The sequence below is a fragment of the Hyphomonas polymorpha PS728 genome (assembly GCF_000685315.1).
Taxonomy (GTDB): domain Bacteria; phylum Pseudomonadota; class Alphaproteobacteria; order Caulobacterales; family Hyphomonadaceae; genus Hyphomonas; species Hyphomonas polymorpha.
The window spans coordinates 1-14526 of the sequence record NZ_ARYM01000039.1; the positions used below are offsets into that span (position 1 = coordinate 1).

15 protein-coding genes are annotated in these 14526 nt (G+C 59.7%); all 15 read right to left on the bottom strand.

Features of this window, described 5'->3' with window-relative positions:
- Positions 1 to 200, bottom strand: a 200-nt coding sequence (locus tag HPO_RS18740) for a GTP-binding protein (protein ID WP_035602502.1), incomplete at its 3' end; no start/stop codon positions are given.
- Positions 200 to 1129 (bottom strand): sulfate adenylyltransferase subunit CysD, encoded by a 930-nt coding sequence (cysD, locus tag HPO_RS18745; protein ID WP_035602505.1) that lies wholly within the window; start codon positions 1127 to 1129, stop codon positions 200 to 202. The genes HPO_RS18740 and cysD, both read right to left, overlap by 1 nt.
- Positions 1130 to 1205: 76 nt before the next feature.
- On the bottom strand, positions 1206 to 2147 hold the full coding sequence (locus HPO_RS20410; protein ID WP_084324450.1) for a glycosyltransferase family 2 protein: 942 nt from the start codon (positions 2145 to 2147) through the stop codon (positions 1206 to 1208).
- Positions 2144 to 2713 carry an LbetaH domain-containing protein gene (locus HPO_RS18755; protein ID WP_035602507.1) on the bottom strand — a complete coding sequence of 190 codons (570 nt, stop codon included), beginning with the start codon at positions 2711 to 2713 and terminating at the stop codon, positions 2144 to 2146. The genes HPO_RS20410 and HPO_RS18755 overlap by 4 nt, the downstream gene beginning before the upstream one ends.
- A complete protein-coding gene (locus HPO_RS18760; RefSeq protein ID WP_084324451.1) occupies positions 2710 to 4107 on the bottom strand; it encodes a Coenzyme F420 hydrogenase/dehydrogenase, beta subunit C-terminal domain in 1398 nt (465 codons plus the stop codon). The genes HPO_RS18755 and HPO_RS18760 overlap by 4 nt, the downstream gene beginning before the upstream one ends.
- Entirely contained in the window at positions 4104 to 5273 is a 1170-nt protein-coding gene (locus HPO_RS18765; RefSeq protein WP_035602510.1) for a polysaccharide pyruvyl transferase family protein, read from the bottom strand. The genes HPO_RS18760 and HPO_RS18765 overlap by 4 nt, the downstream gene beginning before the upstream one ends.
- Before the next feature lie 52 nt (positions 5274 to 5325).
- Positions 5326 to 6480, bottom strand: coding sequence for a glycosyltransferase (locus HPO_RS18770; protein WP_035602514.1), 1155 nt, complete (start codon positions 6478 to 6480; stop codon positions 5326 to 5328).
- A 56-nt stretch (positions 6481 to 6536) separates the two neighbouring features.
- Positions 6537 to 7127, bottom strand: coding sequence for an acyltransferase (locus HPO_RS21300; RefSeq protein ID WP_051612834.1), 591 nt, complete (start codon positions 7125 to 7127; stop codon positions 6537 to 6539).
- 23 nt (positions 7128 to 7150) lie between these two features.
- Positions 7151 to 8548 (bottom strand): O-antigen polymerase, encoded by a 1398-nt coding sequence (locus HPO_RS20655; RefSeq protein ID WP_051612835.1) that lies wholly within the window; start codon positions 8546 to 8548, stop codon positions 7151 to 7153.
- Between the two features lie 10 nt (positions 8549 to 8558).
- Entirely contained in the window at positions 8559 to 9380 is an 822-nt protein-coding gene (locus HPO_RS18785) for a sulfotransferase domain-containing protein (protein WP_035602517.1), read from the bottom strand.
- Complete coding sequence (locus HPO_RS18790; RefSeq protein ID WP_035602519.1) at positions 9377 to 10666, bottom strand: lipopolysaccharide biosynthesis protein; 1290 nt, start codon at positions 10664 to 10666, stop codon at positions 9377 to 9379. The genes HPO_RS18785 and HPO_RS18790 overlap by 4 nt, the downstream gene beginning before the upstream one ends.
- Complete coding sequence (locus HPO_RS18795; RefSeq protein WP_035602522.1) at positions 10663 to 11526, bottom strand: sulfotransferase domain-containing protein; 864 nt, start codon at positions 11524 to 11526, stop codon at positions 10663 to 10665. Before HPO_RS18795 ends, HPO_RS18790 begins: the two co-directional genes overlap by 4 nt.
- Before the next feature lie 11 nt (positions 11527 to 11537).
- A complete protein-coding gene (gene fcl, locus HPO_RS18800; RefSeq protein ID WP_051612836.1) occupies positions 11538 to 12521 on the bottom strand; it encodes a GDP-L-fucose synthase in 984 nt (327 codons plus the stop codon).
- 7 nt (positions 12522 to 12528) lie between these two features.
- Positions 12529 to 13287, bottom strand: coding sequence for a glycosyltransferase family 2 protein (locus HPO_RS18805; RefSeq protein ID WP_035602525.1), 759 nt, complete (start codon positions 13285 to 13287; stop codon positions 12529 to 12531).
- Positions 13288 to 13294: 7 nt separating this feature from the next.
- Complete coding sequence (gene gmd / locus HPO_RS18810) at positions 13295 to 14389, bottom strand: GDP-mannose 4,6-dehydratase (protein ID WP_035602528.1); 1095 nt, start codon at positions 14387 to 14389, stop codon at positions 13295 to 13297.
- Positions 14390 to 14526 lie beyond the last annotated feature (137 nt).

The following is a 14526-nucleotide window of genomic DNA, read 5'->3' on the forward strand; positions in this document are numbered from 1 at the left end:
CCGGCAAACCCGGCGCGGTTCACAAGGGCCGCAAGCTGATCCTCGAAGATCATCTTGGAGTCGTAGAGCAGCCGGCCAATCAGCGTGGATTTTCCATCGTCAACCGAGCCGCAGGTAATGAAACGCAGCAAGGACTTTTCTTCCTGCCGGGTGAGGTAGGCGGCGATGTCTGTCGTAATCAGTTCGTCTGTCAGGCGCATCAGAAGTAACCTTCCTGCTTTTTCTTTTCCATGGATGCCGACTGGTCGGTGTCGATCACGCGGCCTTGGCGCTCGGATGATCTGGCGAGCAGCATTTCCTGTATGATGGCGTCGAGCGTGGTAGCTTCGCTTTCGACAGCGCCTGTCAGGGGATAGCAACCGAGCGTCCGGAATCGGACGGATTTCGGGGTCGCCTTGGCGCGCAGTTCCGCGGGCATGCGGTCATCATCCACCATGATCAGGGCGCCATTCCATTCGACAACAGAGCGCTCGGCAGAGAAATACAGAGGAACGATATCGATCCGTTCCCGTCTTATGTATTGCCAGATATCCAGCTCGGTCCAATTGGAGAGCGGGAAGACACGCATGCTCTCCCCCGGCCGCGTGCGGGCATTGTAGAGGTCCCATAGCTCCGGACGCTGGCGTTTGGGATCCCATCTGTGGCCGGCAGAGCGGAAGGAAAAGATCCGCTCCTTGGCTCTGGACTTTTCTTCATCCCGGCGGGCGCCGCCGAAGGCTGCATCAAACCGGTAGCGATCGAGCGCCTGACGCAGCGCCTGGGTCTTCATCACGTCCGTATGGTGGGCTGAACCATGCGTAAACGGACCAACGCCTTCGTCAATTCCTTCCTGATTGATGTGTACAATCAGGTCCATGCCTATCTCGGCGGCCTTCCGGTCCCGGAATTCGATCATCTCCCGGAACTTCCAGGTCGTATCGACATGCATCAGCGGAAAGGGCGGGCGGGAAGGATAGAAAGCCTTTGCGGCAAGGTGGAGCATCACCGCTGAATCCTTGCCGATTGAATAGAGCATTACCGGGTTTTCCGCCTGGGCAACCACTTCCCGCATGATGTGGATGCTCTCTGCTTCGAGGCGATCAAGATGGCTGAAGGGTCTGCTGGTAGGCGGAGGGTGGGCGGAGGTCATGGGGACGCCTTCTTCTGGGAGAGACAAATCGTTGGCACTGGCGGGGCCAGCTGGTTTTGGGGATGGAGTGATTTAACTACGCGTTGGCCTTGGGCTCGGCCTTAGTGTTGGTCGGGGGGAGAGGGGCGATGCCGGTCAGCGTTTCAATTGCCGCAGTGATGCTGATGCGGTGTTCGTCCGCATAGCGCTGAATTTCCATGACCTTCGCATCGACCAGCGTTCGATACCAGAATCCCTGAAGCAGATGGAAATACCATCCTGGCCGCCCATCCAGAAAGCCGAACCTGAACACATACCGCCAAACGAAGTATATTGCGGCACGCAGGCTAGGGGGAATGCGCCTGTAAAGATGATGTTTCAGGAAGCGCTTTCGGCGGGCCTGGGCACTGGCGCCTGCCCCTTGCAGCGTGCTTACCGGGAGAAAGCCATGGACTTCATTGAGCTGTTCGATGGCTTCCCGGCTGGCATAGCCGTTGTGCTTTGTGGTCCACCAGCCAAGAGAATTGAGATTTATGTCTGCAATCACGATGCCGGAGCGGTCTACCCGGCCCCGCACAAGAATATGCTCGTCCATCCATCGCTGTTCACAGCGCCCCGCATCGGCTCGCCAAAGGCGCAACTGCCAGCTTGGCTCAACAGCGCCATGACGGATGCGCCGGCCGAGAAAATGAATCCGGCGCATGACCACAAAAGCCTGCACGTCCGGCGCCGCGCGAAGAACGGCGTCTCGCAGGCTTTCACGGCTGTCCTGGGAAAGCACTTCGTCAGCATCTATACGGAACAGCCAGCCTCCGGAACCGGACACCTGATCGATGGCGAAATTCATCTGCTGGGCATGATTGATAAAGGGATTGACGATGACGCGGGCGCCGAGATTGCGGGCAATCTCGCAGGTTCGATCTGAAGATCCGCTGTCAACCACTGTTACCGACGCGCATTGATCCGACAGGCTGCGGATACACCGCTCAATGTGCATTTCCTCATTCAGCGTAAGGATTATGGCGTGGATGTCGTTCATTGCAGCAGCTCGGATTGAGCCAGAACGCGCGCCTTGATGGTGACGGCGGGATTACCGCCAACAACGGTCCAGGGGGGCACGCTTTTCATGACCACGGCGCGGGCTGCCGCAACGCTGCCCTCGCCGATCTCGACGCCCGGACCGATCATCGCTTCGGCGCAGACCCAGGCATGTTGCCGGATATGGATGGGCGCGTGCGTCAGAGGGCGGGCGAGCAGGCGGATGTCATGGGAGGCGGAACAAAGGTATGAACGCTGGCTAATGGTGACGTGATCATCCAGCCTGATTAGGGCGACATTGTAGCAATCGACGCCTGCTGCGAGGCAGACATAATTCCCCATCCTCAAATTCCAGGGCGCCCAGATACGGCAATCCGGAGCAATCTTGCATCCATGGCCAATGCGAGCTCCGAATAGCTTCAGGACCATAATCCGCCAGCCATTGAACCCGTAATCTGGCGTCCAGCTGAAAAGCAGTATACGGGCCAACCCCCACAGGCGGCGCGAGACCTTGTTGCCGATCGACAACCGGTCCTTGTACAGTCTTTCGGTCGATGTAACGGTCATGATCTCCGGTCCTTTGAAAGAACATGCCGGATACGAACCGAAAGGATGCGGGGGGCTGCGGACACCAGTTCCGCAAATCTCAGCCTCTGCATCGCCCGGCGCACGGAGCCGGCATAAACTTCGAAATTTCCGGCGCTTCGGGCCCGGACGAAGGCCTCCCGTGAGATCAGGGAGACCTCCTGGCGCAGCGTATAGATGAGGCGGCGGAGGGGGGAGGGAGGGCGGACCTTGAAGGGCCGCTTGACCGGATGCCACTCGCCCCGCGCCTTTTTGCCTTCAAGGCGATAGGCGAGCCCTTCACGTCTATGCCGGAAGCCACCGGATTGAGCATCTGCTGCCTGCCGCGCGCTCAACGGAGTGAGGCTCAGCCGGCCCGCATTGAAGGCTGCCTGAATCAGGGCCTCGAGATGGGCGCTCCGGATGACGATCATGTTCTTCCCCCGCCAGTCGAACTGGTATTCGGGGAGCCATGCATCGCCTACGGTGAGGTCGGCGGTCTCACCGACAACATCATCACAGAAGTCGCAGGCACGCAGCATCATGGCGCCGGTATTGAACCGTCCGCCTGCGATGCTGGCCGCGTCGTGGACAAGAAAATCATCCGAGCCGCGTGCCCTGACGGCGAAATGGTAGGACTTGGCGGGAATATCTTCGCCCTTTTCCCTGAAGCGGATGGCGGCGAGCTCTTCTGGTGGGACCCCCGCGCCCCAGCCCAGAGAAAGAGACCAGTTGACGCTCTTGAGGTGGCCGCAGACCAGTCCGATCGTGAAGGCGATCCGCTCGTTCAGGCGGGGGTCAAGTGTCTGCAGGCGCCGGATCGCCTTGACGAAGCAGGGGACGCCGATGAACAGGTAACGTCCGGGGGTTTCCAGGACTTCTTCCAGCACCCCGGACATTTCCACCACATGATAGTGAGAGTGCGCGGCTGCGGCGACATCGTCCACGGTCCGGCTGATGCCGTAGGTATAAAAGGGGCCGCCAGGAGGCGCAGGAGAAACCGGCCGTGCATGAATGACGCCGTCTATCTGGCCGGTGCGAAGCAGTTCCGCAGCGAGCCACGAGACCATGCCTCCAGAGCTGCCATTGGCGCGCCATTCTGCTTCCTCAACATGCGCAGCCGAGATGGAATTGTAATATCCCAGTTCGCGGCTCGACTGCTCGCGCCCGTCTAGAAACGTCTCTGCAAGACGGTCCTCATCAAGCTCGGGGGCAAGGAAAGGGCAGGCCTTTTCAAGCTGTGAGGGGGAAACGGTGGCCGCAAGGTCGGGCTCGTACTCGCCATAGGGGGTCATGCGCATTTTCCCGCCCGGCCCACCCGGGAGGGCGCAGGCGCCGCATCCGACGCAATATCCGCCATCACGGACTTTTTTCAGATTGGTGTGGGCGTCGCTCACGATGCCGGCTCCTGTTCCGGAGACCGGGTGCGGAGGGCGGCGGCAAGCTGCAACTGCAGGAACTGCTCGCCATCCTTCCTCTGCGCCCGGAGGCGCTGATCTGTCTGCAGCCAGTTGATGGGCGTCTGGATAAGCTCGTCTATGCGGTGTTCGTCATATTCTGTAACCAGACGATCTTCCAGACCGGCAAGGATCAGGAGGTTCCGGATTCGCTCAGACAAGCCTTGCTTGGCGCCAGGCAGGGACGCGGCAATGAAGGGCCGTTGCAGGATAATCGACAGGGCTATGCCGTGAAACGAATTTGAAACCACGAGCGCAGACCGGTCAATTCCCGCCAGCCAGTCTATGGGCGAGGGGTAAATGGTCTTTCCGATCTTCGGCCACCGACGGGCCGGGTTGAAGGGCGAAACGACTTCAGCTTCGAGCCGGGAGGCAGCCTGGCGGCAAATGGCGGCAACCGGCTCGCCTGCGCGCAGGGCGTAGCTGAATATGTGCCCGCTGGGGCCAGGGGCGGCATGCGCGAGCAGGCCGGAAAAGTCCCCCAGCAAAAGTGTCGGATCGGGAACACAGACGGCAATCCTGCCGGAAATGGAACCGACTATGTCGATGCCGCTCTGCTCACGGACGGATATACCGTCGAGGCTGGACAATAATTCTCCCGCTTCCGCATGAAAGGCGGGATCGAGCGTGGCCCGCCCGAAGCTGGCGGCATAGGAGAACCTGTAGCAGCGTTCCGCGCCTGGAATCTGAAGAAAATATACCGGATCCAGCCCTCTCTGGGCGGAAGGGTTCCAGATCTGATCACTTCCGCAGACCAATACATCGGGCAGGTCTCCGCCTGCCACGTCTTCCAGGGTTTCGAGGGCAGGGCCGGATACGCCGAGATGATCTTTCCGGAATTGCTCGAAGCTTTCAATATAGGGGCGATTGCCGAAGAGCCCTCTCTGCAGCGCGGTCAGGCGCATATAGAGGATCGTCGCATTCTTCTTCCATTTTCGCAGGTCCCAGGGGGCATCAAAGGGGCCGCCGCCTTCAACATAGGCCGGGTGATAGTTTACGAATTGGGCGTCATGGCCCTGGCCGCGCAGCCATGCGCGCAGCGCGTACGCCTGCATCAGCGCGCCATAGCTGTCGGCAAAATGATAAGTCAGTATACCAATCTTCATGGATCGGCTCCGGAAGTATTTGTTGAAAAGGGGCGATTGAGAGCAGGCGGGTTCAGCTTAAGTGGACATGGTCCGGCCTGATGCCGTCGCCGCTCACCCAGCGGTAAACATCGATCATCATTTCTGCGAGTTTGGGCCAGGCGAATTCATTTTCCATCCAGGCCCGGCCGCGCATCCCGAGTTGCAGCCGATCCTCGTCCGACACGCTCATGGCGGCCGAGAGCGCGTCAAAGAGCGGCCTTTCACCGATTGGATGCCACCACCCGCATCCGTGGTCGACGAGACCGCTCCACGGGGCACCTTTCGAACAGACTACGGGGGTGCCTGCCGCGAGCGCTTCAGCGACTGTCATCCCGAAGTTTTCGTCGAGTGTAGGGAGGACGAAAATGTCTGCCTCGCTGTAGCATTTCTGCTTTTCGTCGCCAAAGACCGGGCCGCTCAGACGGGCGCGGGAGAGGCCGTGGCGCGTAATGTATTCGCGGCACTGCCTGGCATAGTCTCCGTCGTCTGGGCCGGCGATCCTGAGGTGCCAGTCCGGATACAGAGGTTCAAGCATGGCCCACGCCTTGAGCAGGGTGTCGACCCCCTTCTTGGGATGAATGCGCCCGAGAAAGAGAAGGGTCCGCTCCCGCTCTGCCGGCAGCCGCTTGGTCATTGCCGGCATGTCGATACCATTGGGAATGATCGCGATTGGCTGCTTCATTCCGAAGGCGCGAATATCTTCTGCTTCCTTAACACTGGTTGCGTGCCAGCAGGTGACAGCGTCGGCCGCGGCCCTTTGCCAGAGCGACCAGAAAGCTTTCTTCTTGCGCTGAGAGAAGTTCAGAGCGGATGCGCCGAGCATTCCGCGGGGCGCCATGATCAGAGGGTTGCGGTTACGCCGGGCTGCGTCTCCGACATAGACATTCGGCATCATCCATAATCCGTGTCCGTGCAAAACCGGTTTGGGATCACTCAGAAGATAGGTCCGCATGGGTGATGATGCGCCGAGCGATTTCAGGACGGGAAGAGTGGCGTAATCTCTGCGGAACTCGCGGCAGATCACCTTTTCTTCCGGCATCCGGCGAGCACCCAGGGTAACGATATCCACTTGCCAGCCCTGCCGGGCGGTCGCGGCGGCCATGGACGGGACGGAATAGGCCAGCCCGTTGGCTTCATCCGTTATCGACGTCACCACGTGACGTACGGATCGGTACTGCGTGTCCATCCCCTTGGCGCTCGCTTATTTTTCTGGTGTCTGAATTGGTGGCGGTTGGCGTGGGCTCAGGCCGTTTGGCTGGCAGCTTGTGCGGCAGGGTTCGTTTCTTGCGGGACGGTCCCGACCTGGCGGGCCGGACAGCCCGCCATGATGGCTGCGGGGGGCACGTCGCGGGCGACCACGGCGCCGGCAGCCACGATGGCACCATCGCCGATAACGCGGCAGGAAGGCAGGATGATCGCCCGTGTGCCGATCCAGACATCCCGGCCGATGACCTTGGGGATGGCCATCGGAACAGACCGCGGATCATATCCATGGTCATGCGTGTATACGATGGAGTCGGAAGATATCAGCGTGTTGTCGCCTATGATGAGGCCGCCGGAGCTATCCAGATTGACCCGGCTGTTGACCTGCACATTGTTTCCCAGTTCACAGCGGCTATCCCGCAATTCCCCGGCGATCGTCACGCCCTTCTGGAGAAAGCAGCGCTTGCCCAGAGCGACGTTGCGCGGATCGCGAATGTAGACACCGCGCGCAATGATGCTGCCCTTCCCGCAACGCTTCAGAGCAGAGGCGTGGGTGAGGGTTGAAACCCTGTCAGCAACGCGCCGGCCGAGCGCCCTGGCGCCATAAGTGAGAAGGTAGAGGAGGGACATGGGCGTGGATCTTTCTGGCGGAATCAGGCCGTGGGACTCAGGTGTTTTGCGTGCGGGGAAGAGCGCAGGGATCGCGGGGAGGAGCGGCGTTTGGTCAGGTGCAGGACGCCCATGGAAAGCACCAGCACCGTCAGCGTGGACACCACGACGCCCCCGAAGGTGCTTTGCAGGCAGCCGGTGATGAAGGGCATGCCGATCACGGGATAGATGACGAGGCCGTAGCGCTTCAGTAGACCCTTGCCGCTCAGAAAGAACGCTTCGAACCGCCGGAAAATGATGCCGAGACCCAAACCGACGAAGATTCCGCCCCAGCCAAAGTTCAGGAAGGCTTCGCCGGGCCCGGTCGGATTGATACCGCCGATGGTTCCCGCCATTCCGAGAACCTCCTGTTTGACGAAAGGTCCAAGGGAAATTGCCGGCTTGTCTGGCCATATATCCCTGGGAACAAACCCTATGATCCAGTTCACGTAAGACTGTCCACGGAGGATCAGGTCTGTGTCAAACCTGTCGATGATGATGGCGGACATGCCGAAATCGAAGAAATAGGTGGACAGCAGAATTTGCCCCACCATCACCATGGGATCGAAGGCGGCTTCGGAGAGATCTCCCTTGGTGCTGCGAAGGACTGTCAGCAGGGCGAAAATGGCGAGGATGGCGCCGGCGCCGCAAAGCCCATAGAGGACAAATTTCCAGCGGATGCGGCCACCCAGTATGAAATAGATACTGGTCAGGCACATGGCGATGCTGAGTAGTTCGAGCCGTTTGCCCTTGACCAGGGTGCTGATCAGGACAATCGCCGCAATGATCACAAATCCATAGAGATATGTTTTCCGCTGGCGGATGAAAAGAAGAGCAAAGAATACTGCTAGCGCGACCCATGCCAGCTTCCCGAACACCTTGATGGCCGCATTGCTTGCGCCATACCCCTCCACCCCTTCGATCCTCTGTATCTTCGTCTGGTTCATGGTGTGCAGGGTATCAAGGGAGAGGGTTGCTTCGGACGGGTCCTCGAACCTGCCGGTGACAAGTGTCGAGACCGTGACGAGCGCTGCGAGCCCGCCAAGCAGGAGAAGCAGTTTTGGGCGGCCAATCCGGGCCATGGACAATCGGGCAAGCGAGGGGCCATCCTGCGGAGCGCGCTCGCGGATGGCCAGCACGTATCCGAGGCAGATACAGACGGTGAACCCCAGTGTGTAGATATAGCCCAGATAGAGGGAGCTGTCTGAATAGATGAAGCGGTACATGAACGCTTCCCCAGGAAGGATCAGCATACCGATGGATTTCAGAAATGTTCCCATGAAGGCGTAGAATGCAAGAAGGTGCAGGGGCGAGAACCACTTGATCATGCCGTACCGGCTGGCCACGCGCAGCGGGATCAGCCAGATGGGCAGGGCCAGTAAGATGAAGAGGATGCCGCTCATGCTGTGTGCCTCAGATCCGGTAGCCAGCGAGTTCGAGCGCCCTGCCGAACCTGCCCGCGAACTTGTCTTGCAGACCGGCAGGCATTTCTTGCTTCCAGGCGCCGGCCAGGCCCTGGCGTTTCGTGCTGGTCTCGTCGGTTTGTCCCGGCTTGCGTCCGGTCTGGACTTCAAAAGTATTTCGCAAGACGGCGAAGCGGATGACTTCGTCCGGCGCCGGGCTCCCCTTGAGCTGCGTAATGCCTGCGGCAAGGGCTGCCTCGGGTGTTGACCGTAGGTCTTCATAGCGGAACAGGGTCACGTTTGGCGGTGTATTGGTCAGCCAGGAGGTGACATGGGTCGCCCAGTTCGCCCGGGAACCGGATGCGCGCCGGGTCCATTCTTCAAAGAAGGCATTCATCTCCGCTTCGTCCGACAGCTTTCCGTTCAGGGACGGGTGGTGCCTGAGTATGGATGCTCTTATTCCCGCATCTGCGCTGCGCGCCGCGTTCCGGTTCTTGAAATAGTGGGATATGAAACAATCCCTCCCATCCCGCAGGACGTAGATGGCCTTGTGACCCCGGATGAGGCGGTGATCGTGGCTGTGAATGATCGCGCGGAAGGTGATCGGGAACATGGAGAAACGCGGCGCCGGAACCTGGAGCGCATCCGCCACCATGTCACGCACCCAGTTCCCGCCGGAGCGGGGGTATTCTGTAAGCACGATAAAGGGGGGCTTTCCTGGCCGCCGGAGCGCCCATTCATAGTTTACCTTCGCCGACGTGGCGCGCATGGCCCACGCAATCCGCCCACGCATCGCCGGGCGGGCCGGCAGGTTCAGGTCAGGTTTGATCATGTCTGTGTCCGGTGGCCGAAGAGGGAAAAGATGGAGGTGTCAACGCCAAGCCTGCGCTGGACATCCAGCCAGATGAGGACATTCATGAGGATCGTGGATGTCGCCATGGCCACGGCTACGCCCGTGATGCCCAGGGCGGGAGAGAGGGACGCGAGAAGCGCGGATCCGGCGACCAGGGCAATCAGGCGCGCCCGGAGGGCGAGGTGTTCAAGGCGGCATTGGGCGGCAATCAGGAAGTTCGCCCCAAACCCGACATTCGCCAGACCACCCATCGTCAGAACAAGGAAGGTCATGAGAGACTGGGCATCAACGGGAATATGATACCAGGAGAACAATGCCGGTGAGGCGAGGAGAAGGGTGACGCCAAGCGCGAAGGCCGGGACGAGCGCGATCGTCAGGCCTTCTCTGGCTGACTCTTTCAGCGCGATGCGGTCGCCCGAGGCAAACGCCCTGGACGCTTCCACAGCGATACTCCAGTTGGCAATGATTTGGGGTAAAGACAGCAGGTTCGCGGCTTTCCGCAGGATCTGGTAGCTGCCAAGATGGGCGGGCGTGAGGAAAAGACCACCGATCAAAATATCAATCTGGGCCGCAAGCATGGCTGTCAGGCCTGATCCCCAGAAAGCAAGATTGAAGGGTTGTTTGCCGTTGCCGAAATAGGCAGCGCTGCGTGCGCGCAAGGCTGCGATCAGAAGACCCGCCCCCACCACAAGGACAGCAAGCGCGCAATACCCTTCCAGTACGCGCAGCGCGCTGACGGTGGGGTATGCCGCGGCCACGGCAAAGCCGGAAGCCAGAACGATGAGATGTCCGAGCCCGTCCCGGTAGAACATGGCGGTATTGGCTGCCCCGGAGACCCGGATGGGCACGGCAATATTGGCCACAAGATTGTTCAACCAGCCGCCAAGTACGATAACGAGAGCGAAGTCCGGTGAGGCAAGCGGAAGCAGGTCGTGACTGATCAGACTCCGGATGATGAACCAAACACCAAATGCCAGAATAGCCGGGCCGGCCGACGCGATCAGCAGAACCTGAAGCAGGGCGGGGCCATGCTCTGGCCCTGCTTGACGGGCCGACATTTCTCTCAGCAGATAGCCCGGCCCGCCCAAGGATATGAGTGCGCTGACCAGCTGGATGGAAGCCCAGCCATACGCAAAAGCTCCGAACTCGGACCGTTGCATGAGGCTGGCCAGAACCAGCAGGACAAGGAGCTGCGCCCCAATGACGCCGAACCTTATAAGGAACAGCCCTCCGCGCCGGCGGAGCGTCTGAAATATCCTGTTCAAGGCGTGCTGTCCTGTAGCACGGGAGAGGCCAGATCTGCTCCGGTCAGCGTCCGGAACCGTTCCATCGAAGGACGGAGTTCTTCGGCGAGTTCCGATATCATCTCAGAAGATAGCGCTGCGGGCGGAATATCTTTGCTCGTTGTCAGACGAAGCCGCAGGCCCGCCAGGAGTTTTCGCGGAATTAACCGTCGCAGTTGGCGGCGGTAGAAGGGGCTAGTGATAACGGATCGCACTATGGGCGAACTTGTTGCCCGGATGGCGGCTCTCGGATTGCTCGCTCCAGCCCCCACTTCCACCAGGCCGGGCTCTGCACCGATAAAGCGGACCACCCTTTCGATGACCCCGGCGCGATCGCGGGAAAGCTCATCAAGCGTCAGGACCAGAATCGCGTCGCGGCCAAAGGCGTGGATCCACGGCTCGATCTGTCTGGCATAATCACTGATCGAGATGAAGCGTTCGTGTGACCGCACGACTTTGTCGAAATCCGTGTCCGAAATCCGCCCTGCCATATAGTCATGCATCAGGTGACTGCTGATCCGGTCGATTGGATCACGGACAATATATATGAGCTTCAGGTGCGGGCCCGCCACCTCCCTGGCAAGGGTGGAGACATCGCCGAACCAGGGCGTCATTGTGTACATTGTCGACGCTTCGCCGCACAGCTGAGTGTCCGCGGCGCCGCGAAAATGGTTCTGATAAAGCGATCGCGCCCGGCTTGCGTCCCCGGCCGCATGGTGGAGGATATCCGGTTCCTTGTCGTCTGGCAGAAAGAGGCCTGGATGACGCGCAAGGTCATCGTACAGGGTCGTCGTACCGGATTTCATCGCTCCGATGATCAGGAAGTCAGGAACTCTGGTCATATGATCCCCGATCAGATGTCTGACACTGCGGGATCGGCCGGGACATCGCGTACCATCCTTGGCGGGGCGCCAAGGAAAGCGCGATATGCGTCTGCCAGGCCTTCGCGCAGGCTGATCTTCGGTTCCCAGCCGAGCAGTCGCAGGCGCGCCGGGCTCATCAGTTTTCGCGGAGTTCCATCGGGCTTATTGGTATCGTAACGGATGGTTCCCTCAAAGCCGACCGTCTCCATGATCAGTTTGGCGAGATCGCGAATGGATATATCGGTGCCAGATCCCACATTTATATGTTCGTCTCCGGAGTAGTTTTTGAGAAGATGCACAAGCGCATCCGCGCAGTCATCTGCGTGAAGAAATTCCCGCATAGGCATGCCGCTTCCCCAGATCGTCAAGGAATCGGCCCTCGACAGACGCGCCTCATGCGCCTTGCGGATAAGCGCCGGGATCACATGCGACGTCTCAAGGTCGTAATTGTCGCCCGGCCCGTAGAGGTTTGTCGGCATCGCGCTGATATAGTCGGCGCCGTACTGGCGCCGGTAGGCCTGGCAAAGCTTGATGCCGGCAATCTTGGCAATCGCATACCATTCATTCGTCGGCTCCAGCGGTCCGCTGAGCAGTGCGCTCTCCGGAATGGGCTGAGGGGCATATTTCGGGTAGATGCAGGAAGAGCCGAGGAACAGGAGCTTTTCCACCCCGGCCTTGAAGGACGCGCCGATCAAATTGGATTCAATCATCAGATTATCATGAAGGAATTCGGCGGGCCGCGTGTCGTTGGCGAGTATCCCGCCGACGCGGGCGGCCGCAAGGATCACCACATCGGGCCGGTTGCTGCCCATCCAGCGGTCCACGCCCTGCTGATCCCTGAGGTCAAGCACTGTACGTGCAGCGGTGAGAATCTCGCAATCTTCCCGCCGGAGCCGGCGGACAACCGCCGATCCGACCATGCCGGCATGTCCGGCCACAAACACTTTCTTACCAGCCAGCCTGAAGTTGCTCATTGTCTGGTCACGCTGACTTTGCCGGAGTACGCGCAGCAAACTGCCTGATCTTCCGGGCGGGTTTCATGAGAAGGGCGAGGTCGACGGGACCGGTTCCAAGCCAGCGCCGGCGGGCGGAAAGCGATTCCAGGTTGTGATGGATATGGGCAGCGACGCTGCGCGTGCTTCGCCCACCCACGGCCATGTTGATCAGTACTGAATCGATCCGCTTCAACTTGAAATCCTGCGTTTCGATGGCCCGCAACATCCAGTCATAATCGGCCGCCGTCTGAAGGCTTGTGTCAAAGGGGCCGATGGTTTCGATCACTTTCCGCCGGACATAGAAGGTGGGATGCGCCGGCATCCAGCCCGTACGGAAACCCTTGTGGGGCCGCTCCTCCGCCCGCCATTTGCGAACCGTCCGTCCGCTATCGTCCAGAAAGTCCAGATGCCCATGTGTGAGATCTGCCTCTTCCAGAGCTTCTGCGATCTTTGAAAGCACTGCGGTGTCTGCATACGCATCATCGGAGTTCAGAACGCCGGCCGCATCGCCTGTGAACAGCCGGAATCCCTTATTGAGAGCGTCATACATGCCCGCATCGCGCTCACTGAAAAGGAATATGTTTTCCGACCTGTAGGCCCTTGCGATCTCCTGGGTTTCATCGCTTGACGCGCCATCCAGGACAAGCATCTCGCGATCAGGCCAGTCCTGCGAGCAGAAGCTATCCAGCGTTCTGCGCAGCGTCCGCGCGGAATTGAAAGTTGTGGTGAGTACGGAGATCTTCATGAACGTTTTACTCTGCAGCGCTGAGCGTTCGCTCTTCATCTGGGCGGCGAAGATTGGATTCCAGGGAGACCGCGCGCAGGTCGCTTTCAACCATCTCCGCAACCAGCTCCTCAAACGGCGTGCTGGCGCTCCATCCCAGCACGCGGCGCGCTTTTGACGGATCGCCGAGCAGCAGGTCGACCTCTGTGGGGCGGAAGTATCTCGGATCGATTTCGACCAGCGGACGCCCGGTTTCTGCGTCAAACCCCACCTCATCAACGCCCTCACCTTTCCAGGCAAGGGAGATCCCTATCTGCGAAAATGCGAGCTCTACAAAGGAGCGTACGGTGCGCGTGGTTCCGGTTGCGAGGACATAATCATCGGGCGCCGGTTGCTGGAGGATCCGCCACATGCCTTCGACGAAGTCGCGAGCATGACCCCAATCTCTCTTGGCGTCCAGGTTTCCGAGGAAAAGCTTGCTCTGCAGGCCGAGATGGATTGCGGCGATAGCGCGGGTAATCTTTCGTGTGACGAAGGTTTCTCCGCGGGTGGGCCCTTCATGATTGAAGAGAATGCCATTTGAAGCATGTATGCCATACGCTTCGCGGTAGTTCACCGTGATCCAGTAGCCATAGAGCTTCGCAGCGGCATATGGGCTGCGCGGATAGAAGGGGGTTGTCTCCGACTGCGGAACTTCCTGCACCTTGCCATAAAGCTCCGACGTGGAGGCTTGATAAAAACGGACTGACTTTTCGAGCCCGAGAATGCGGATTGCCTCAAGCATCCTCAGTGTTCCAAGGGCGTCGGCGTTCCCGGTGTATTCGGGCGTTTCGAAGCTGACCTGAACATGGCTCTGGGCCGCAAGGTTATAGATTTCGTCGGGCCGGGTTTCCTGGATAAGCCGGATGAGGTTGGTCGCGTCGGTCATGTCCCCATAGTGCAGTTTCAGCCGGACATGATCTTCATGCGGATCACGATAAAGATGATCAATGCGGCCCGTATTGAAGGAGGAAGACCGGCGTTTGACGCCGTGAACGATATAGCCCTTGGACAGAAGAAGTTCGGCCAAGTAGGCGCCGTCCTGCCCGGTTATTCCTGTGATGAGTGCTGTCTTCTGTGCCATGATCCGTGTTTCTCCCGCGGGATGCGGGAGCTTTCGCTATCGGGTTATTGTCGCTGAGCCAGGGCTCGGGTGATCAGGTGAGTTCCATATTTCCCGGTTGCCGGGAAAATTCTTCAGGCCGTCCGATGGAGGTATAG